This window comes from Sinorhizobium sp. KGO-5 (genome assembly GCF_036245905.1).
Classification (GTDB): domain Bacteria; phylum Pseudomonadota; class Alphaproteobacteria; order Rhizobiales; family Rhizobiaceae; genus Sinorhizobium; species Sinorhizobium meliloti_A.
This window is the reverse complement of record NZ_BDIZ01000004.1, coordinates 116814-135892: the sequence shown is the minus strand read 5'-3', so window position 1 is coordinate 135892 and position 19079 is coordinate 116814. Positions and strand designations below refer to the sequence as shown.

At 63.5% G+C, this 19079-nt stretch carries 17 protein-coding genes; 9 read left to right on the top strand and 8 right to left on the bottom strand.

Features of this window, described 5'->3' with window-relative positions; translation table 11 throughout:
* Positions 1-9 precede the first annotated feature (9 nt).
* From BHD07_RS18980 to BHD07_RS18955, 6 genes are all read right to left on the bottom strand, one after another.
* The gene (locus BHD07_RS18980) at positions 10-825 is read right to left on the bottom strand and encodes an ABC transporter permease (RefSeq protein ID WP_338282512.1); all 816 of its coding nucleotides are present in this window, start codon (positions 823-825) and stop codon (positions 10-12) included.
* A complete protein-coding gene (locus tag BHD07_RS18975) occupies positions 815-1765 on the bottom strand; it encodes an ABC transporter permease (RefSeq protein WP_100671766.1) in 951 nt (316 codons plus the stop codon). Before BHD07_RS18975 ends, BHD07_RS18980 begins: the two co-directional genes overlap by 11 nt.
* The gene (locus BHD07_RS18970) at positions 1762-2757 is read right to left on the bottom strand and encodes an ABC transporter ATP-binding protein (RefSeq protein ID WP_338282509.1); all 996 of its coding nucleotides are present in this window, start codon (positions 2755-2757) and stop codon (positions 1762-1764) included. Before BHD07_RS18970 ends, BHD07_RS18975 begins: the two co-directional genes overlap by 4 nt.
* A 191-nt stretch (positions 2758-2948) precedes the next feature.
* Entirely contained in the window at positions 2949-4109 is a 1161-nt protein-coding gene (locus BHD07_RS18965; RefSeq protein WP_100671764.1) for an ABC transporter substrate-binding protein, read from the bottom strand.
* A 123-nt stretch (positions 4110-4232) separates the two neighbouring features.
* Positions 4233-5141: a LysR family transcriptional regulator gene (locus BHD07_RS18960; protein ID WP_018095549.1), complete on the bottom strand. Its 909-nt coding sequence runs from the start codon at positions 5139-5141 to the stop codon at positions 4233-4235.
* Between the two features lie 99 nt (positions 5142-5240).
* Positions 5241-6263: a LacI family DNA-binding transcriptional regulator gene (locus tag BHD07_RS18955; protein WP_018095548.1), complete on the bottom strand. Its 1023-nt coding sequence runs from the start codon at positions 6261-6263 to the stop codon at positions 5241-5243.
* Between the two features lie 267 nt (positions 6264-6530).
* Here BHD07_RS18955 and BHD07_RS18950 point away from each other — a divergent pair, with 267 nt between their 5' ends.
* From BHD07_RS18950 to BHD07_RS18910, 9 genes are all read left to right on the top strand, one after another.
* Complete coding sequence (locus BHD07_RS18950; protein WP_018095547.1) at positions 6531-7865, top strand: ABC transporter substrate-binding protein; 1335 nt, start codon at positions 6531-6533, stop codon at positions 7863-7865.
* A 100-nt stretch (positions 7866-7965) separates the two neighbouring features.
* Complete coding sequence (locus tag BHD07_RS18945) at positions 7966-8913, top strand: carbohydrate ABC transporter permease (protein WP_018095546.1); 948 nt, start codon at positions 7966-7968, stop codon at positions 8911-8913.
* The gene (locus BHD07_RS18940; RefSeq protein WP_018095545.1) at positions 8910-9851 is read left to right on the top strand and encodes a carbohydrate ABC transporter permease; all 942 of its coding nucleotides are present in this window, start codon (positions 8910-8912) and stop codon (positions 9849-9851) included. Before BHD07_RS18945 ends, BHD07_RS18940 begins: the two co-directional genes overlap by 4 nt.
* Entirely contained in the window at positions 9848-10036 is a 189-nt protein-coding gene (locus BHD07_RS18935) for a hypothetical protein (protein ID WP_018095544.1), read from the top strand. The genes BHD07_RS18940 and BHD07_RS18935 overlap by 4 nt, the downstream gene beginning before the upstream one ends.
* Positions 10037-10040: 4 nt before the next feature.
* Complete coding sequence (locus tag BHD07_RS18930; RefSeq protein WP_018095543.1) at positions 10041-11138, top strand: ABC transporter ATP-binding protein; 1098 nt, start codon at positions 10041-10043, stop codon at positions 11136-11138.
* A complete protein-coding gene (locus tag BHD07_RS18925) occupies positions 11131-12126 on the top strand; it encodes an ABC transporter ATP-binding protein (RefSeq protein WP_018095542.1) in 996 nt (331 codons plus the stop codon). The genes BHD07_RS18930 and BHD07_RS18925 overlap by 8 nt, the downstream gene beginning before the upstream one ends.
* A gap of 10 nt (positions 12127-12136) precedes the next feature.
* Positions 12137-13774: a dihydroxyacetone kinase subunit DhaK gene (locus tag BHD07_RS18920; protein ID WP_338282502.1), complete on the top strand. Its 1638-nt coding sequence runs from the start codon at positions 12137-12139 to the stop codon at positions 13772-13774.
* Positions 13775-13953: 179 nt separating this feature from the next.
* Positions 13954-14877, top strand: a complete 924-nt coding sequence (locus BHD07_RS18915) for an alpha/beta hydrolase (RefSeq protein ID WP_338282501.1) — start codon at positions 13954-13956, stop codon at positions 14875-14877.
* Between the two features lie 7 nt (positions 14878-14884).
* Entirely contained in the window at positions 14885-15298 is a 414-nt protein-coding gene (locus tag BHD07_RS18910) for an ACT domain-containing protein (RefSeq protein ID WP_338282498.1), read from the top strand.
* Between the two features lie 67 nt (positions 15299-15365).
* Here the strand turns inward: BHD07_RS18910 and BHD07_RS18905 are convergent, their stop codons facing one another.
* A complete protein-coding gene (locus tag BHD07_RS18905) occupies positions 15366-17363 on the bottom strand; it encodes a CocE/NonD family hydrolase (protein ID WP_338282496.1) in 1998 nt (665 codons plus the stop codon).
* A gap of 79 nt (positions 17364-17442) precedes the next feature.
* Complete coding sequence (locus tag BHD07_RS18900; protein ID WP_338282494.1) at positions 17443-19032, bottom strand: ABC transporter substrate-binding protein; 1590 nt, start codon at positions 19030-19032, stop codon at positions 17443-17445.
* Positions 19033-19079 lie beyond the last annotated feature (47 nt).

The window sequence follows — 19079 nt, the reverse complement described above, 5'->3', positions numbered from 1 at the left end:
TGCGAAATGTCATTTGCCGGCGCCGGCGATCTGGTCGCTGTCGCGGGTCAGGTAATACGCGCCGAGGATCGGCAGGAAGGTGGCCATCACGACGACCATGGCGACGACGTTGGTCACCGGGCGCTGACGCGGGCGGATCAGCTCTTCCAGCATCCAGATCGGCAGGGTCGATTGCTGCCCGGCCGTGAAGGTCGTCACGATCACCTCGTCGAAGGAAAGCGCGAAGGCGAGCATGCCCCCGGCGAGCAGGGCCGTGCCGATGTTCGGCAGGATCACGTAGCGGAAGGTCTGGAAACCGTCGGCGCCGAGATCCATGGAAGCCTCGATCAGCGAGCCGGAAATCCGGCGGAAACGGGCGACCGCATTGTTGTAGACGACGACGATGCAGAAGGTCGCGTGGCCGAGCACGATGGTCCAGAAGGAGAAGGGGATGTCGGCCATGGAGAAGGCCGAACGCAGCGCAATGCCGGTGATGATGCCGGGAAGCGCGATCGGCAGGATAACGAGGAGCGAGATCGTCTCCCGGCCGAAGAAGCGGGTCTGGCTGACGGCCGCGGCGCACAGGGTGCCGAGGACGAGGGCGACCGCCGTCGCGATCGAGGCGACCTTGACGGAGAGCGTCAGCGCCGCCCAGACATCCGGCCGGTTCCAGGCGACGGCGAACCATTGCGTGGTGAGCCCCGGCGGCGGAAACTGGTAGCTCTTTTCCTCGGTGGTGAAAGCGTAGAGAAAAATCAGCAGGATCGGCAGATGCAGGAAGGCGAGCCCGGCGGCGGCAGCGATCTTCAGACCCAATGGAGCGGAGTTCGCCTTCTCAGAGCGCATCGAAGGCCCCCATGCGTTTGGCCATCCAGAGATAGGCGCCCATGATGACGATCGGCACGACCGTGAAGGCGGCCGCGAGCGGAATGTTTCCGGCGGTGCCCTGCTGCGCGTAGACGGCCTGACCGATGAAGAGCCGCGACGAGCCGACGATCTGCGGAATGATGTAGTCGCCGAGCGTCAGCGAGAAGGTGAAGATCGATCCGGCGACGATGCCCGGCAGCGCGAGCGGAAAGAGCACATGGCGGAAGGTCTGGGCGGGCGTTCCGCCGAGGTCCGACGAGGCTTCGACCAGATTGGCCGGCACGCGCTCGAGCGCCGCCTGGATAGGCAGGATCATGAACGGCATCCAGACATAGACGAAGACGATGAAGGTGCCCGTATAGCTGACCGACAGCGAGTTGCCGCCGACCACCGGAAGAGATAACCAGGCATCGATCAGCCAGAGAAGGTTCAGCTTTGCGAAGAACCAGGTCAGGATGCCTTCCTTGGCGAGGATCAGCTTCCAGGCATAGATCTTGACGAGATAGCTCGACCAGAGCGGCAGCATGACGGCGAGATAGAAGAGCGCCTTCCATTTCCCGCGCGCGTAGCGGGCGGCGTAATAGGCGATCGGAAAGGCAATGAGCGCCGAAACGAGCGTCACCAGAGCGGCCATCGAGACGGTGCGGATGATGATGTCGAGATTGGCTTCGCTCAAGAGCTGACGATAGGTCGCAAGCGTGAACTCGTAATTTATGAGCCCGGAGAAGTCGTCGATCGAAAAGAAGCTCTGCAGCAGCAGCGCGAAGAGCGAACCGAGATAGACGATCCCGAGCCAGAGAAGCGGCGGTGCGAGAAAGATCGCCAGCAGCACATGCGGGTGCCGCCAGAAAAAATCCGAAAGGCGGCCGGCCGGGCTGCGGCGCTGCGGAAGAATGATGCTTTCGGCGACAATTGTCATGCGTCCTCCATCGGGTGGAGGTCGTGCGCGGCGAAGCTGATCGTGACCGGACTGCCGACCGCGGGAACGCGACGCGCCGCCGGGCTCGCCACGGCGATGCGGGCACCTTCGACGTCGATCACGATGCGGTTGGTGGCGCCGAGGAAGCTCTGCGAAGCGACGGTGCCGGAAAGGCTCAGCGCTCCGTCGCTCGGCGGCGCGAGGGTGACGGCCTCCGGGCGGAGGCTCGCGAAGGAAGCCTTCAGTCCCAATCTGCGGCAGAGGTCCTCCGAAAGCACGTTGGAGGAGCCGACGAAATCGGCGACGAAACGGGTCTGCGGGCGGTTGTAGACTTCTTCCGGGCTTCCGAGCTGCTGAATACGGCCCTCGTTGAAGACGGCGATCCGGTCGGCCATCGACAAGGCTTCGCCCTGATCATGGGTGACGAAGACGAAGGTGATGCCGAGGGACTTCTGCAGCGTCTTCAATTCCTCCTGCATCTGTTCGCGAAGCTTCAGATCGAGCGCGCCCAACGGCTCGTCGAGAAGCAGAACCTTGGGCTTGTTGACGAGCGCGCGGGCGAGCGCCACGCGCTGGCGCTGGCCGCCGGAAAGCTGTCCGGGCCGGCGCGTGCCGTAGCCCGGAAGCTTCACCATGGCGAGCGCATCCTCGGCCGCCCTGCGGCGCTCCTCGCGTCCGACGCCCTTGACCATCAGGCCATAGGCGACGTTGTCGAGAATGGAGAGATGCGGGAAGAGTGCGTAGTCCTGGAAGACGGTATTGACGCTTCGCCGGTACGGCGGCACGCCTTCGGCAGTCTCGCCGAAGATCTCGATATGGCCTCCGGTCGGCTGCTCGAAGCCTGCCATCAGCCTCAGGCAGGTGGTTTTGCCAGAGCCCGACGGACCGAGCATCGCGAAGAACTCGCCCTCGGCGATCGCAAGGTTCAAGCGATCGACGGCACGGACGGCGCCGAAATAGCGGGAAACATTGTCGAAGAGGACGGCGGTCATAGGAATGCTCCAGGTAATTGTTGCCCCTCATCCGCCTGCTGGCACCTTCTCCCCGCTTGCGGGGAGAAGGGACTCGCGGCCGGTGCCTCGCCTGTATTTCGGGGCGAAGGCTTTGCGGAGGCGTTCCCTCTTCCCGCGAGCGGGAGACGGCCAGGATGAGGGGCGACGCTTGCGACGCTGTTGAGACCGGCTTACCGCCCGCCGATGACGCCGATATAGTCGGAGACCCAGCGATGATAGGGCACGCATTCGCCCTGGCTTTCACATTTCGTCACGGGCGTCTTCCAGAACTTGACCTTCTCGAAGTCGTCATAGCCGTTGGTCTTGCAACCCTCGTCGGTCAGAAGATCGTTGCCCTTGCAGGCGGCACCGACCGAGGGATTGGCGCCGAACCAGGCGGATACATCGCCCTGGACCTTCGGCGAGAGCGAATGCTCCATCCACATATAGGCACAGTTCGGATGCTCGCTGTCGGCATGCAGCATGGTCGTATCGGCCCAGCCCGTCACGCCTTCTTCCGGGATGACGGAAGCGATCGGCTGCTTCTCCGCTTGCATCAGGTTGACTTGGAAGGGCCAGGAGCCGGAGGCGACGACGCCCTCGTTCTTGAAGTCGTCGATCTGGATCATCGCGTCGTGCCAGTAGCGGCCGACGAGGGTGCGCTGGGTGCGCAACAGATCGAGTGCGGCCTTGTACTGATCTTCGTTGAGCTCGTAAGGATCCTTGATGCCGAGATCGGGCTTGTGCGCCATCAGGTAGTTGGCGGCGTCCGCGACATGGATCGGGCCGTCATAGGCCTGGACGCGGCCCTTGTTGGACTTGCCGTCGGGCAGCGTCATCTCCTCGAAGACGACTTTCCAGCTCTTCGGCGGCTGATCCTTGAAGGCCTCGGTGTTGTACATCAGCACGTTCGGGCCCCAGACATAGGGGGTGCCGTAATGGACGCCGTTGGCGGTGTGCCACGGGGCGTTCTGCATGCGTTCGTCGATCGTTTTCCAGCTGGGGATGAGATCTGTATTGATCGGCTGGACGCGCTTTCCAGCCACGAGGCGCAGCGATGCGTCTCCGGAGGCCGTCACCAGGTCGAAACCGCCTTCGTTCATCAACGCGACCATTTCGTCGGAGGTCGCCGCCGTCTTGACGCTGACCTTGCAACCCGTCTTCTTCTCGAAATCGGTGACCCAGTCGTAGTTCTTGTCGGTCTCGCCGCGCTCGATATAGCCCGCCCAGGCGACGATCGAGAGCGCACCTTCGCCCTGACCGAGCTCTTTCAGCGGCTCCTGCGCCAGCGCGGGGGCGGCGAGGCCCAGCGACAGGGTAAGTGCCGTGCAGGATTTCAGGATCTGCTTCATCGGAAGTCTCCCCAGTTTCATGCCGTTAGCGGCTTTGTTCCCGGATCGAAGCGTGCCTTGGTTTCTCCGTATTCGCAAATTCATTAATCAGAATGCCGATATCGGGATTTCCGATATCGCGGTTCATCGCGGGCGGGCGCTGCGCAGCGCTTCGGCCACGCCGACGAAATCGCGCGCGGACTGGGGCAGGCTCGAACCCTTGCGCCAGACCATGCCGACCTGCACGACCGGCAGCGCCCCGGAAACGTCGCGGCTTTCAATCCGGTCGCCTTCGAGCGACCAGGGGCGGTAGACGAGATCAGGCAAAAGCGCGATGCCGGCACCGGTCGCGACCAGGCTTCTGACCGCCTCCACGGAGCGGGTGCGGAAGGCGACATGCGGACGCGCGCCGAGCGCCGTCAGGAGTTTGCCGGTATTCTCCTCGATCTCGTCCACCGTCAACATGATCAGTGGTTCTCTTGCGATATCCTCGACCGAGATGATGTCGGCGCTGACGAGCGGGTGGCCGATCGGCAGCCACAGTCGGTAAGGGGAGGTTTCCAGGATTTCCGCCTGCAGCGCCATGCGGTCGCGCAGGTTCGAAATGACCATCACGGCGACGTCGAGCTCGCCGCCGATCAGCAGGTGCTCGAGATAGGAGCCGTTGTCCTCGATGGCGCTCACCTCGATGCCGGGGCAGGCGCGGCGGTAGCGGGCAAGCAGGTCGGAGAGCACGTAGCCGGCGACGAGGGACGTGACCCCGAGATTGAGCTTGCCGCCGCGTTCCTCGCGGCTGTCGGAGAAGCTGCGCCGCGCATCGGAGACATCGGCGAGGATCTTGGTCGCGTGGCGCAGAAACTGGTGCCCGTTATGGGTGATCGCAAGGCCGCGGGGGTGCCGGTCGAAGAGTTCGACCCCGAGATCGGTTTCGAGCTCCTTGATTGCCTCGGTGATCGATGATTGAGAGATGGAGAGGTTCTGCGCCGCGCGGGTGACCGAGCCCTGCTCGGCGACGGCGACGAAATATTGCAACTGCCGGAGTGTGAATGCCATGTGCGAATTAACACCGTGCGCCGCAGGGAACGCAAGCACGGCGTGAACTGCGGCAGGGGTGACGCATTTCGTCTCGCACGCCGGAGCGACGCTGTTGAGTTAGAGATTTTCCCGCAGGAGGATCTCGATCCGTATGCGTTCCTGTGCCGCGAGAGGCTCGCGTGCGTCGGTGCGTGCTCTCATAATGCGTATTGCGCTTCGCACGGCGTGGCCGGGATCTTGCGCAATGACGGCATCGACCCGGTCGTCGCGTAGCGCCTCCTCGGTGAAAGGGGTCCGTTCGTGGACGACGACGGCAAGGTTGGTCAGATCGATGTTCGCTCCGATCGCCGTCAGGGGCATGCGCGCTTCCGAACTGAGCACATAAACAGCGGCGATGTTGGCTTGGTTGCCGAGCACGCGGGCGATGACTTCCTTACCCCGCCGCTCGTCGGCATGGGTTTCGATCGATGGCAGAGGCGTGAGATGGGGAAATTGCTCATTGATGACGGTATCGAAGCCGTGCCGACGCTGGATGCTGTCCATCGACTGCATCGTCTCCGCGACCACCATCACCTTGCCGGGCGTGCGACAGGTGAGCCTGCCGATCAGCTTTCCTGCCGTTGCTCCGGCTGCAAAATTGTCCACCCCGACGAAATCCGCCTCGGGCAGCTTTTCCTGGCCCGAGAGAAATTGAACGACCTTGATATTTCTTTCGAGAAGGCGTGCGACGGCATCTCGCACCTGCGGTGATTCCGGAGCCATCAGGGCGACCCCATCGACCTCATGCCCGTCGATGCCGGCGAGATATTTCGCGACCCCATGGGCGTCGTCGACGGGAATCTGGACATAATCGATGTCGATCAGGTCGCCCTTGAGCGCACCCTTCGACTCCTCGACGCGCTCAAGCAATTCACGGAGATAGAGGTCGCCGGATCTGGGAAATACAAACCGGAACCGATAGCTCTTGTTCCGCGCAAGGCTCACTGCGGCGGGGTTTCTAATAAAACCAATCCGTTCAATGGCTTCGTTGACGCTTCTGATCGCCTTCTTGCTCACATGGGGACGGTCGTTCAAAACACGATCCACGGTCGCCAGGCTGACGCCGGCCGCTTCTGCAAGGTCTTTGGCTGTTGGCCGCATGAGGGCTCCTGACGCGATCTGCACAGATCACGTTTCTCGCAAAATCGGAAAAAACGCAAGAATTGACGTGCGCACCTCAAAAATAGCTTGAATTGAGGTGCGCACGTCAATATGACTCTGCTGGCCGTGGCATGCTGGAGGAGCCGCAGGCCACAGAGGCGGCGCGGAGGAGAACAGACCCGCCGGGAAGTTTTTCGCGCCAAGTGCCCGCAAAGGGCGTGTTCAGCCTTCCGATGGGGTCGGAAGGCGAGGGAGGAGGTCCCCGCCATGACATTTCGCAACACGAGATCACTGGCCGCTTTCGGTACGCTTCTGGCTGCCGGCGTCGCATATCCAGGTCAGGCCAGCGCCAAGGACCTGACGCTGTGCTGGGCCGCGTGGGATCCGGCCAATGCGCTCGTCGAGCTCAGCAAGGATTTCGAGGCCCAGAGCGGCATCAAGATGAAGTTCGAATTCGTGCCGTGGCCGAACTTCGCCGACCGCATGCTCAACGAACTCAACTCCGGCGGCAAGCTCTGCGATCTGATGATCGGCGACAGCCAGTGGATCGGCGGCGCGGCGGAGAATGGCCAATACGTCAAGCTCAACGATTTCTTCGACAAGGAAGGGATCAAGATGAGCGACTTCATTCCGGCGACCGTGGTCGGCTACGCCGAATGGCCGAAGAATTCTCCGAACTACTGGGCGCTGCCCGCCTTCGGCGACGTTGTCGGCTGGAGCTACCGGAAGGACTGGTTCGCTCGCCCCGAGCTGCAGGCGGAATTCAAGGAGAAATATGGCCGCGACCTGGCCGTGCCGAAGACCTTCGGCGAGCTGAAGGACATCGCGCAGTTCTTCCAGAAGCGCGAGATCGACGGCAAGACGGTCTATGGCGCGGCGATCTACACGGAGCGCGGCTCCGAGGGTATCACCATGGGCGTCATGGACGTGCTCTACAGCTTCGGCTTCAAATACGAGAACCCGGACAAGCCCTATGAACTGGAAGGCTACGTCAATTCGGCGGAAGCCGTGAAGGGTCTGGAGTTCTATAAGGAACTCTACGATTGCTGCACGCCGCCCGGCCACTCGGATGCCTACATGTCCGAGGACATCGACGCGTACAAGTCCGGCCAGGTCGCGCTGCACATGAACTTCGCCTTCACCTGGCCGGGCATCAATGCCGACGCCAATGTCGGCGGCGAGAAGTCCGGTTACTTCCCCAACCCGGCAGGGCCGGATGGCGCTGCCTATGCGCAGCTCGGCGGGCAGGGCATTTCGGTCGTCTCATCCTCGCAGAAGCAGGAGGATGCGCTCGCCTACATCAAGTGGTTCGCGCAGCCTGAAATCCAGCAGAAATGGTGGCAGATGGGCGGCTACTCGGCGCTCCGGAAAGTCGTCGAGGATCCGGGTTTTGCGACCAGCCAGCCCTATGCGCAGACCTTCCTCGATTCCATGGCCATCGTGCAGGACTTCTGGGCAGAGCCGAGCTACGCCTCGCTGCTGCAGGCGGCGCAGAAACGCTTCCATGACTATGTCGTCGCCGGTCAGGGCTCCGCGCAGGACGCGCTCGACGGTCTCGTCAAGGACTGGACGCAGGTCTTCGACGACGAAGGCAAGTACTGACGTCATCGGCCGGACGCGCGCCTCCCAGCGGGCCAGGGCGCGGCCGGAGCCGGGGATCTGCCCCGGCTCTGCGCCGCCCACGTGCTACAGGGGAATACCAATGCTGAAATCATCCGTGGACCGGGTCGCCGAGGCGACACCGCACGCCATCGCCAGACGCATGCATGGTCTGTCCGACCGTGCGCTCGCCTGGCTCTTCGTCGCCCCGTCGATCGTGCTGCTTCTGGCGGTCAACATCTTTCCGCTCATCTGGACGATCCGGTTGAGCTTCACCAATTTCCGGGTCAACCGGCCCAATGCCGAGGTCGAATTCGTCGGCCTCAAGAACTACCTGAAAATCCTGTCCGACCGGGATATCTGGCTGACCATGCAGGCGACGGCCCATTTTCTGATCTGGACCATCGTGCTTCAGGTCCTGATCGGCTTCACGCTTGCCTATCTCATCAACAAGAAGTTCCGCGGCAACGATCTGTGGACCACGATCATCGTGCTGCCGATGATGCTGAGCCCGGCCGTGGTGGGTAATTTCTGGACCTTCCTCTACCAGCCGCAGATCGGCCTCTTCAACTATGCGGTCGGCTTTCTGACGAGCGCGGACCCCTCCAGCTTCTCGATGATCGGCGACGTGTCGCTCGCCCCCTGGGCCATTATCATCGTGGATACCTGGATGTGGACGCCCTTCGTCATGCTGATCTGCCTTGCGGGTCTGCGCTCCATTCCGCCCAGCATCTATGAGGCGGCCGAATGCGACCGCGCCAGCAAGTGGCGGCAGTTCTGGACGATCACCATCCCGCTCGTCCTGCCCTTCCTGATGCTCGCCGTGCTCTTCCGCGGCATCGAAAACTTCAAGATGTTCGACCTCGTCGTACAGCTGACCGGCGGCGGGCCGGGCTCGATCACCGAACTCACCTCGATCAACCTCAAGCGCGAAGCGTTCGAGAAATGGCGCACAGGCTATGCCTCCGCCTATGCGGTCATCCTCTTCGTCACGGTCTTCGGTCTCGCCTCGATCTATGTCAAAGCGCTGAACAAGGTGAAACAACGATGAGTAGCTATTCCGTCGCCGAGCCGTCGCTCCGGCAGAAATGGTTCGCGGGCTTCCTGGTCGTGGTCTACGCCTTGATCACCATCCTGCCGCTCGCCTGGATCATCGCGACGAGCTTCAAGAGCCCGTCCGACGCCATCGCCTATCCGCCGAAAACCTTCTTCACGCCGACGGTGGAAGGGTATGTCAACGTTTTCACCACGCGTACGCGCCTTTCAGAGGAGCAGCTCCAGGCGCTCGGCGAGCCCACGACCTGGTACGACAAGCTCGTACGCAAGGATGGGCTGGTCATTTCCGGCCCCTCGCGCTTTGCCGAGCGCTTCACAAATTCGGTGATCATCGGCTTCGGTTCCACGGTGCTCTGCATCGTGCTCGGCACGGCCGCCGCCTATGCCTTCTCGCGCTTCAGGGTGCCGCTAAAGGATGACCTTCTCTTCTTCATCCTGTCCACGCGCATGATGCCGCCGATCGCCGTCGCCATCCCGATCTTCCTGATGTTCCGCTCGCTCGGCCTCAGCGATACCCATGCCGGGATGATCCTGCTCTATACGGCGGTCAACCTGTCGCTCTCCGTCTGGCTGCTGAAGGGGTTCATCGACGAGATCCCCGTCGAATACGAGGAGGCGGCGCTGATCGATGGCTACACCCGCTTCCAGGCCTTCTACAAGGTTGTGTTGCCGCAGGCAGCGACGGGCATCGCCTCGACCGCGATCTTCTGCCTGATCTTCGCCTGGAACGAATATGCCTTCGCGGTGCTGTTGACATCCGGCAACGCCCAGACGGCGCCGCCCTTCATTCCCACCATCATCGGCGTCAGCGGCCAGGATTGGCCTGCCGTCGCCGCCGGAGCCACGCTCTTCCTCGTGCCGGTCATGGTGTTCACCATCCTCCTGCGCAAACATCTCCTGCGCGGCCTCACCTTCGGAGCAGTCCGCAAATGACACGATTTCTCAACGGCCTCCGGCATTTCAGGCGCAGCGCCTGGGAAATGCTGGCCTCGGTGCTGATCGCGGCGGGTGTCGTCATGCTGATGCAGCCCTTCGCGCTTGCGCTCTATTCCTGGTCCTTCGTCATAACCCTGCTGGGCACGGTGATGTTCATCATCGTCAGCCATTTCCCGGAGTAGGCCGATGGCGCAAATCAGGATCCAGAATGTGCGCAAGGAGTTCGGCGCCTTTACCGCCGTGCGTTCCTCCACCTTCACCATCGAGGATGGCGAGTTCTTCATGCTGCTCGGCCCCTCCGGCTGCGGCAAGACGACGACATTGCGCATGATGGCCGGCCTCGAATTGCCGACCTCGGGCGAGATATTCATCGACGGAGAGGAGGTCGGCATGAAGCCGGCCAGCCAGCGCGACATCGCCTTCGTCTTCCAGATGTTCGCGCTCTACCCGCATATGAACGTGCGCAAGAACATCTCCTATCCCCTGGTCAGCCAGGGCATGAAGCGCGAGGAGGTAGCGACGCGCGTTGCCGAGGTCGCCCGCATCCTCAAGATCGAGCATATCCTCGACAAGCCCGTCGGCGGGCTCTCAGGCGGCGATCGTCAGCGCGTTGCGCTCGGCCGCGCCATCGTGCGCCGCCCCAAGGCCTTCTTCATGGACGAGCCGCTCGGCGCGCTCGACGCGGAGTTCCGCGAGCACATGGCGGAGGAACTGCGCGCGCTGCACGACCGCATGGGCGCCACCACCGTCTATGTCACGCACGACCAGCTCGAGGCTATGCAGATGGGCGACAAGATCGTCGTCATGAACCATGGCGTCATCGAGCAGTTCGGTCGGCCGCAGCAGATCTACGACTGGCCGGCGACGAAATTCGTCGCCCAGTTCATCGGCTCGCCTTCCATGAATTTCCTCGATTTCGACGGCATGATCGGCATCGGCGGCGACAGCGTCGATCTCGGCGGCGTGAAGATGAAAGTGCCGGCCGCGCGGGAGGGCCGCGCCGGCCGCCTCACGCTCGGCGTGCGGCCGGAGCATGTGAAATTCCGCGACGATGCCGCCTACCGCGGGCGCGTCAGCGCCGTCGAATATCTCGGCACGACGCAGATCGTGACAGTTTCGACCGGTCATGGCGATCTGAAGGCGCGCATTTCCTCAAGCTGCAAGGTGCGGGAGGAGGAGATGGTCGGGCTCGATTTCGATACGCGCACCCTTTCGCTTTTCGATGCTGATAAAGGCAATGCGCTCGTCTCCGAGGCCAATGAGGGAGTGCTGGGTCATGGCTGAGGTCGTCCTTGAAAATGTGACGAAGCGGTTCGGCGGCACGCTCGCGCTCGGCGATGTCTCGCTCCGGGTGCCGGACGGCTCCTTCGTCGTGCTGCTTGGCCCGAGCGGCGCGGGCAAGACAACGACGCTGCGCATGGTCTCCGGTCTCGATGCCCCCGACAGCGGCGAGGTCTTCATCGGCGGCCGCGCCATGAAGGGGCTGTCGCCAGCCGAGCGCAATGTCGCGATGGTCTTCCAGCAATATTCGCTCTATCCACATCTCACGGTCCGCCAGAACCTAGAGTTTCCCCTGAAGTCGCCGCTCCTGAAGACGCCACAGGCGGAGATCGACAGGAAGGTGAAGGAGGTTGCCGAGGTCTTGCAGATCGCCCACAAGCTGGAGAACAAGGCGACCGCGCTTTCCGGCGGCGAGATGCAGCGCGTCTCCATCGGCCGCGCCCTAGTCCGCAATCCGGATATCTTCCTGATGGACGAGCCGCTGAGTTCGCTCGATGCGAAGCTCAGAGCGGACCTGCGCATCGAATTGAAGCGCATCCAGGCGAAGTCAGGCGCGACACTCATCTACGTCACCCATGACCAGATCGAGGCGATGACCATGGCGACCCATGTCGGCGTGCTCAACGAGGGGCGACTGGTGCAGTTCGGTTCGCCGCGGGCCGTCTATGAAGAGCCCGTCAGCGTCTATGCCGCCACCCGTCTCGGCCAGCCGCGCATCAACGTGCTGCCGGCCGATCTCTTCGCCGGCGCTCCGGCGGGCGCAAAGAGCATCGGCCTTCGCCCGGAACACATTGTGCAAGGTGACGGGGAGGAGGCGCTGGTCAAGCGGGTCGAGCATCTCGGCGACCAGACACGCCTGCACCTCACTTTCAAGCGGCATGACCTCATCACCGTCACCGACGCCCACACGCCGCTGAAGGGCGGCGAGACCATTCGGATCCGACCGTCGCAGCCGCTCTATTTCGACGCGGCGGGCATGCGTTTAGCTTAAGGAGATTTTTATGGCGCAATTCATCAACAAGCGCGAAGACGTCGTCACAGAGGCGATCGATGGCGTGCTGGCTCTTTCGGGCGGTGCCCTTACCCGCCTCGACGGCTATCCGCATATCCGGGTCGTCAAGCGCAGCGATTGGGACAAGTCCAGGGTCGCGATCGTCTCGGGCGGCGGCTCGGGCCACGAGCCAGCCCATGTCGGTTTCGTCGGCAAGGGTATGCTGACGGCGGCCGTCTGCGGCGATGTCTTCGCCTCGCCCGGCGTGGACGCCGTGCTTGCCGGTATCCTCGCCGTGACGGGGCCGGCCGGATGTCTGCTCGTCGTCAAGAATTATACCGGCGACCGGTTGAACTTCGGCCTCGCAGCCGAGCGGGCGCGCGCCTACGGCCTCAATGTCTCGATGGTGATCGTCGGCGACGATATAGCGCTTCCCGATCTGCCGCAGGCCCGCGGCGTCGCCGGCACGCTCTTCGTACACAAGATCGCGGGGGCGCTCGCCGAGCAGGGCGCGGACCTCGACACCGTGACGGCCGCAGCAAGGCGTGTCATCGCGGGAACGCGCTCCATCGGTATGTCGCTCGATACCTGCCGCGTGCCGGGCTCCCCGAAGGAGGATCGTATTCCCGAAGGCAAGGCCGAACTCGGCCTCGGCATCCATGGCGAGGCAGGCGTCGAGCAGATCGATTTCGCCGGCGCGCGCGCTTCGGTCGCCACCATGGTGGAGCGGCTGGCTGCGGTGATGGCTGAGGGGCCGCATGTCGCGCTGATCAACAATCTCGGCGGCACGTCGGTGCTCGAAATGTCGGTTCTGGCGCATGATCTCCTCGGCTCGGCCGTCGGCGCGAAGATTACCCATGCCATCGGCCCGGCTCCGCTGATGACCTCGCTCGACATGCAGGGTTTTTCCATCTCCGTCTTCCCGGCTGATGCCGCCGAACTGGAGCTCCTGAAGGCTCCCGTGCCGATCCCCGCCTGGCCGGGCGTTTGCGATGTCCGGCCGGTTGCCGTCGCGGCTCTGCCGGACGGCCTGACGCCGATCATGCCGATCCCGTCAAACCATGCGGCGACGCGCGCTTTCCTGATCGGCTGCTGCGACGTGCTGGTCGCCGCCGAGCAGGATCTCAATGCGCTCGATGCCAAATCCGGTGACGGCGATACCGGCTCGACATTGGCAGGCGCGGCCCGCGCGCTGATCAACGCCGTCGACCGCCTGCCGCTGTCGGATCATACTCAGCTCCTGCGCGCCATCGGCCAGGAACTCAGCCAGACGATGGGCGGCTCCTCCGGTGTGCTGCTCGCGATCTTCTTCGCCGCTGCCGGGGATGGCGCGTCGAGCGGTCTGCCGATTCGCGAGGCGCTGCGGGCGGGGCTTGCCCGAATGCAGGAGATCGGCGGTGCCAGGATCGGCGATCGTACGATGGTCGACGCACTCGCGCCCGCATTGGACGCGCTCGGCCAGGGTATTGCCGCCGCCGCCGCCGCCGCGCGCGAAGGCGCGAACTTCACCGCCACGCTTACCCGCGCGAAAGCCGGTCGCGCGGCCTATATCAATGCCAGACAGCTCGAAGGACACATCGACCCCGGCGCTGAGGCGGTGGCGCGGCTTTTTCAGCATCTGGCACGCTATCCCGGCATCGCTGGTTGACAGCGAGCCGAACGAACGGATCGGCACCGCCTTGACGCCAAGCAGCCGCAGGGATTTCAGCCTGCTCAAGGCTTCCGGCGCTCTCGCATCGCGCCGGAAGGGATGCCGGCCGCCGCCTACAACATCCTCGTTGTCAAAGTTGCCAAACTGACTCTAAGGTGCGGCGAGGGGGGAATGGGATGGATTCGAAAACGACAAAGCCAATGCCGACAGAAGCGGGGATTCGCGCCTTTCACCAACGTTGCGAGGCGTTCTATCCCGCCGATGCGGTCAATGCCTCCGTCGAGCAGCAACGGCAATGGTACGATGCACTCTGCGCCGAATTCGACGCGCCGTCTCCCGAAGGGCTGACCCGGCGGGACGGGCGACTGGCGGGACGAATTCCGGTGCGGTACTACCGTCCGGCAGAGGTCGCGAGCGAGACGCGCGTTCTCTATATCCATGGCGGCGGCTTCGTCGTCGGCTCGCTTGAGAGCCATGATGCGATCTGCGCCGAGCTTGCCCATGGTGCACGGGTCGAGCTGGTGTCGGTAGACTATCGCCTTGCCCCCGAACATCTATGGCCCGCAGCCTTCGAAGACTGCTATGACGTGCTCGAAGCGCTTCTTGCCGATGGGCGTCCGCTCGTCGTCGCCGGCGACAGCGCCGGCGGCAACCTGTCAGCCGGAATCGTACTGAAAGCGAAGGCTGAGGGGCTCGCCGGCATCGTCGGCCAGGTTCTGATCTATCCCGGCCTCGGCGGCGATCTGACGCGCGGCTCCTATATCGAGATGGCCGAGGCGCCGCTGCTTTCCACCGCCGACGTCGACTATTACCGCGAGGTGCTGAAAGCGCCGGCGGATGAGCCGTTTGCGCACCCGCTGAAGGCCGCGGACCTGTCCGGGCTTCCCCCGGCTTATATCACTGGAGCCCATTTCGATCCGCTGCGGGATGATGCGCGCGCCTATGCAGCCCGGCTCGCCCAGGCCGGCGTGGACGTCACCTACCAGGAAGAGCCGCAGATGGTGCATTCCTGGCTTCGAGCGCGCCACATGAGCCCCGGTGCGCGGGACGGCTTCGTCCGTCTCGTGCAAGCTGTGGCACGATTGACCGGCACGGCTTGAGTCGGCGATGAGCGGCGAGACCGATCTCCAGCGGCTGCTTGCAGAAATTGAGCCGGTGCTACATGACGGCGAATATGTCTATTGCACGGTTGAAAGTCGTGCTGCGGCCTGGTTCGCGCTTGAGCCGATCGGAACCTTTCGCGAGAGTGAGGGGATGACGCTCATCCTCGAGCAGGCCCGTGCCGAGGCGGCGGGACTTTCCTATGGGCCGGTGCTGCGGCTGATTACGCTCGGTGTCCATTCCGCACTCGAAGCCGTTGGGCTGACGGCGGCGGTTTCCGGCGCCCTGACGCAGGCAGGCATCAGCGCCAATGTGGTGGCGGCCTATTACCACGACCACATTTTCGTGCCCGCAGCAGATGCAGAAAGAGCCGTCCAAGTGTTGCGGGCGCTCAGCCACGGAAACGCGAGCGCCCGATGAAATTGCCCTGGAATCACTCCCCCCGACAGGTCGCGGGTAGCGGGACGAGGGGCAGTCGCGCCGAGCCTCACATGAAATCCCGCCGGATCCGCTTCTCGAAGCTCTTCTCGAAGATCTTCGTCTCTCCCTCGAAAGCCTCGACCCTGGCGGAGGTGATCCACTCGCTTTGCGTACAGCCGAGGCGGGAGGTCGAGACGGTCTTCAGCGATTGCTGCCCACGCCGCGCAATACACGTCCAGGTCGAAGCGCCCGTCATCGAGTGTGGATCGTCCGGCGCGATCGTCCAGGTTTCTTCGCGGATGTCCTGCGTCGCATTGCCCGTGCCGGGATGCTCGACGAGGCCGGTATTCTCGTAGATCCGATAATGCGTCAGGCCCTTGGTCATGTCGCGTTCGACGGTGCGGCGCGTTTCGGACGGCGAATGCTCGATATAGTGCGGCAACGGGTCGGGATTGGCCGGCTGCGGCACGACGATCTCGCGGTGGTCGCCGAGAAGCGGCAGGGAAAGCGAGACGCTGGCCGTATCGATCGTGACGCCCGGATCGGTCGGCGACGGCAGGATGATCGGCCAATAGGAGGTCGACAGCGACAGGCGTATGCGGTGACCGGCGCGGAAGCGATAGCCGCAGGCATCGAGCACCAGCGTGACGCGCGTCTTGCGGTTCTTCTCCAATGGCACCGGCCTGGCATTGCCGTTGCGGTGCGCCAGGTTGAGGACGCCGAAGGCGACGCGGGTTGCCGTTCCGTCCGGATGGACATCGACGATACGCGCGACGAGATTGGCGGTTTCGGCACTGCAGGAAAGCTCGAGGTCGAGCACCGGCTGGCCGAGATAGTCCTCCGCCTCGAGCAGCGGGCGCGTGTCGAAAGTGAGCGAGCCCGCATCGTCGATGCGCTGGTCGCCGGGCATCTCGGCGTCGGGCTTGAGCGTGAAATACTCACCGGCAGCGGTGCCGGTATCGAGCGGCGAACGCAGGTAAACATCGCCGATCCCGCGCCGGGACGGGGAACCGGCCGCCAGGCCTCCCTCGCTCGAAACCGCGAAGGTCCGCATTTCCGGCGTGCTCCAGACATCCTTGGCGATCCAGCGGCCCGGGTCTTCATTGCGCCTGACCGCAGGCCTCGGGCCGTCGAGCATATAGGCGCGCATCTGCGGCAATTGCTCGGCATCGTTCTTTTCGTCGCGAAGCCAGCGGTTCCACCAGCGGATCGCCTCTCCGAGAAAGTCTGCCCGCGGCTTCGGCCAGGCGAAATGCGGATATTTGTGGACCCAGGGACCGATGAGCGCCTTGGCCTTGCCGCCGAGCCCCTCGACCGCCTTGATCGGCGTGTTGCGGTAGCCGTCCGCCCATCCGGCGATCACCAGCGCCGGGATCGGAAAGCCGTCGAAATCCTCCGAGATCGAGCCATGCCGCCAGAAATCGTCGCGGCGCTGGTGCTCCAGCCATTCCTCCAGGAAGAAGGGCTCGTTCTCGAGGCGCTCCAGCCACATCTCCCGCCAGCGCTCGCCGACGAGTTCCGGATCGGGCGATCGAGACTGATAGGCGAGCATGGTTGCCGCCCAGGAGAGTTGAGCCGAGAGATGGCAGCCGTTCTTGTAGTGGATGTCGTCATTGTAGCGGTCGACGGTCGAGGCGATCGAGATCACCGCCTTGAGAGCCGGGGGCTTGAGTGCCGCCACCTGCAGACAGTTGAAGCCGCCCCAGGAGATGCCCATCATCCCGACCTTGCCGTTCGACCAGGGCTGTGCCGCAATCCATTCGATGATCTCGCAGCCGTCGGAGAGTTCACGCGGCGTATATTCGCCGTCGATCACGCCCTCGGACTCGCCCGAGCCGCGGATGTCGACGCGAACGCCGGCAATCCCGGCGGCAGCGAAGGCAGGGTAGGTGGATTCGTCGCGTGCACAGGTTCCGTCGCGCTTGCGGTAGGGCAGGTATTCCAAGACGGCCGGCACCGGCTTCTGCTCGGTGCCCTCGGGCATCCAGATGCGCGCGGCGAGCCGGGTCCCGTCCTTGAGGGTTATCCATTCGTTTTCGATGACGGTGAAATTGCGCTCGACCATGTTGGCTGCCTCCGATCGGTGCGTGACTGTTGAGATGCGAGGCGCAGGCGGAAAACCACCTGCGCCTGCTCATTGCACTTTAGCTGTCGAACCAGACGCGGCTTCCGACGTAGCCGTTGGAAAGGTCGTTGCCGATGTCGTGCACGAAGCCTTTCAGCGAAGCGGAGGCGGCGTTCACATAATCGTTGAAGACGGGCAGGATGAGACCGCCTTCGTCCCGCACCATGAGTGCCATGGTGTGGTAGAGCTCCTTGCGCTTGGCTTCGTCAAGTTCGGAGCGCGCCTGCAGGAGAAGCTTGTCGAAGTCCTCCCGCTTGAACCGCGTGTCGTTCCATTCCGCACTCGACAGATAGGACGTGGAATAACGGGAATCCTGCGTCGGGCGGCCGCCCCAGTAGGAAGCGCAGAACGGCTGGACATTCCAGACATTGGTCCAGTAGCCGTCTTCCGGCTCCCGGCGTACTTCGATTTCGATCCCGGCCTTGCGGGCGCTTTCCTGGAAGAGGACGGAAGCATCGACCGCACCCGGGAAGGCGGCATCGGAGGTGCGCAGCAGGATCGGCCGATCATGGCCGGACTTCTTGTAGTGGAAGGCGGCCTTGTCGGGGTCGTAGGCGCGCTGCTCGATGCCTTCAGGTGCCAGCGCGTAGTTTTCGTTGACCGGATAATCGTTGCCGAGCGTGCCATAGCCGCCGAGCACGCGATCGAGAATAGCCTGCCGATCTATGGCATATTTCAGCGCGAGCCTCAGGTCGTTGTTGTCGAAGGGGGCCGTGTCGCAATGCATGAGGAAGCTGTAGAAGCCCTTGCCCGAGGTCTGCAGGATCTCGACGCGGGGCGCACGCTTCAGCAGCGGCACGGTCTTCGGATCGACGCCGTTGATGAAATGCACCTGCCCGGAGGAAAGTGCCGCAATGCGGGCCGTGTTGTCGTTCATGACGATGATCTCGACGCTGTCGACATAGCCGCGGTCCGAACGCCAGTCGGCGGTGTTCTTCTCGAAGGTTGCCCGGATGCCGGCCTCGTAGCTTGCCAGCTTGTAGGGGCCGGTGCCGATCGGCGAGGCGGGGTTGTCGACGCCGCCGCCGGGCTGGATGATGAGATGATAGTCGGTCAGCAGGAGGGGCAGGTCCGCATTGCCTTCCGTCAGCGTCAGGACGAGGTCGCCGGCTTTTTCCTCGATCGTCTTGACGGACCGCATCAGCCCGAGCGCTCCCGACTTGGAGCCTTCGTCGGAATGCCGCTTCAACGTTGCGATCACGTCTGCGACGGTGAGTTTCTTGCCGTCGTGGAAAGCAATGTCGTTCCGGATCTTGAACGTCCAGACCGAAGCATCCGCCGACGACTCCCAGGAGGAGGCGATCGCAGGCAGCGGAGCGCCGGTCTCGGGATGGGACTCGACCAGCGTGTCGCCCCAGAGATGGCCGATCACGAAAGATACCGAACCGCTATAGGTTGCCGGATCGAGCGAATCGGTCGTCGCTCCGCCGTCGAGGCCGAGCTTCAGGTGGCCGCCGCGTTTGGGCTCCTGCGCCCGTGCCTCGCCCAAGCCGATGGAGCTCCCGATGCCGGCGGCGAGGCCGAGCGCCGCCGTGCCTGCGAGGAAGCTGCGCCGGTTGATGCCGGCCGGTACGATGAGGCCATCGGGACGCTTCGTGAATTCGGTCATTTCCAGTTCCCCTTGTGTGTCTTGTTCGAGAGAAACCTAACGCCTGG

Excerpts from the sequence above, each read along its gene's own strand:
- BHD07_RS18980 (WP_338282512.1), bottom strand. The coding sequence starts at position 825 with ATGCGCTCTGAGAAGGCGAACTCCGCTCCATTGGGTCTGAAGATCGCT.
- BHD07_RS18975 (WP_100671766.1), bottom strand. The coding sequence starts at position 1,765 with ATGACAATTGTCGCCGAAAGCATCATTCTTCCGCAGCGCCGCAGCCCG.
- BHD07_RS18970 (WP_338282509.1), bottom strand. The coding sequence starts at position 2,757 with ATGACCGCCGTCCTCTTCGACAATGTTTCCCGCTATTTCGGCGCCGTC.
- BHD07_RS18965 (WP_100671764.1), bottom strand. The coding sequence starts at position 4,109 with ATGAAGCAGATCCTGAAATCCTGCACGGCACTTACCCTGTCGCTGGGC.
- BHD07_RS18960 (WP_018095549.1), bottom strand. The coding sequence starts at position 5,141 with ATGGCATTCACACTCCGGCAGTTGCAATATTTCGTCGCCGTCGCCGAG.
- BHD07_RS18955 (WP_018095548.1), bottom strand. The coding sequence starts at position 6,263 with ATGCGGCCAACAGCCAAAGACCTTGCAGAAGCGGCCGGCGTCAGCCTG.
- BHD07_RS18950 (WP_018095547.1), top strand. The coding sequence starts at position 6,531 with ATGACATTTCGCAACACGAGATCACTGGCCGCTTTCGGTACGCTTCTG.
- BHD07_RS18945 (WP_018095546.1), top strand. The coding sequence starts at position 7,966 with ATGCTGAAATCATCCGTGGACCGGGTCGCCGAGGCGACACCGCACGCC.
- BHD07_RS18940 (WP_018095545.1), top strand. The coding sequence starts at position 8,910 with ATGAGTAGCTATTCCGTCGCCGAGCCGTCGCTCCGGCAGAAATGGTTC.
- BHD07_RS18935 (WP_018095544.1), top strand. The coding sequence starts at position 9,848 with ATGACACGATTTCTCAACGGCCTCCGGCATTTCAGGCGCAGCGCCTGG.
- BHD07_RS18930 (WP_018095543.1), top strand. The coding sequence starts at position 10,041 with ATGGCGCAAATCAGGATCCAGAATGTGCGCAAGGAGTTCGGCGCCTTT.
- BHD07_RS18925 (WP_018095542.1), top strand. The coding sequence starts at position 11,131 with ATGGCTGAGGTCGTCCTTGAAAATGTGACGAAGCGGTTCGGCGGCACG.
- BHD07_RS18920 (WP_338282502.1), top strand. The coding sequence starts at position 12,137 with ATGGCGCAATTCATCAACAAGCGCGAAGACGTCGTCACAGAGGCGATC.
- BHD07_RS18915 (WP_338282501.1), top strand. The coding sequence starts at position 13,954 with ATGGATTCGAAAACGACAAAGCCAATGCCGACAGAAGCGGGGATTCGC.
- BHD07_RS18910 (WP_338282498.1), top strand. The coding sequence starts at position 14,885 with ATGAGCGGCGAGACCGATCTCCAGCGGCTGCTTGCAGAAATTGAGCCG.
- BHD07_RS18905 (WP_338282496.1), bottom strand. The coding sequence starts at position 17,363 with ATGGTCGAGCGCAATTTCACCGTCATCGAAAACGAATGGATAACCCTC.
- BHD07_RS18900 (WP_338282494.1), bottom strand. The coding sequence starts at position 19,032 with ATGACCGAATTCACGAAGCGTCCCGATGGCCTCATCGTACCGGCCGGC.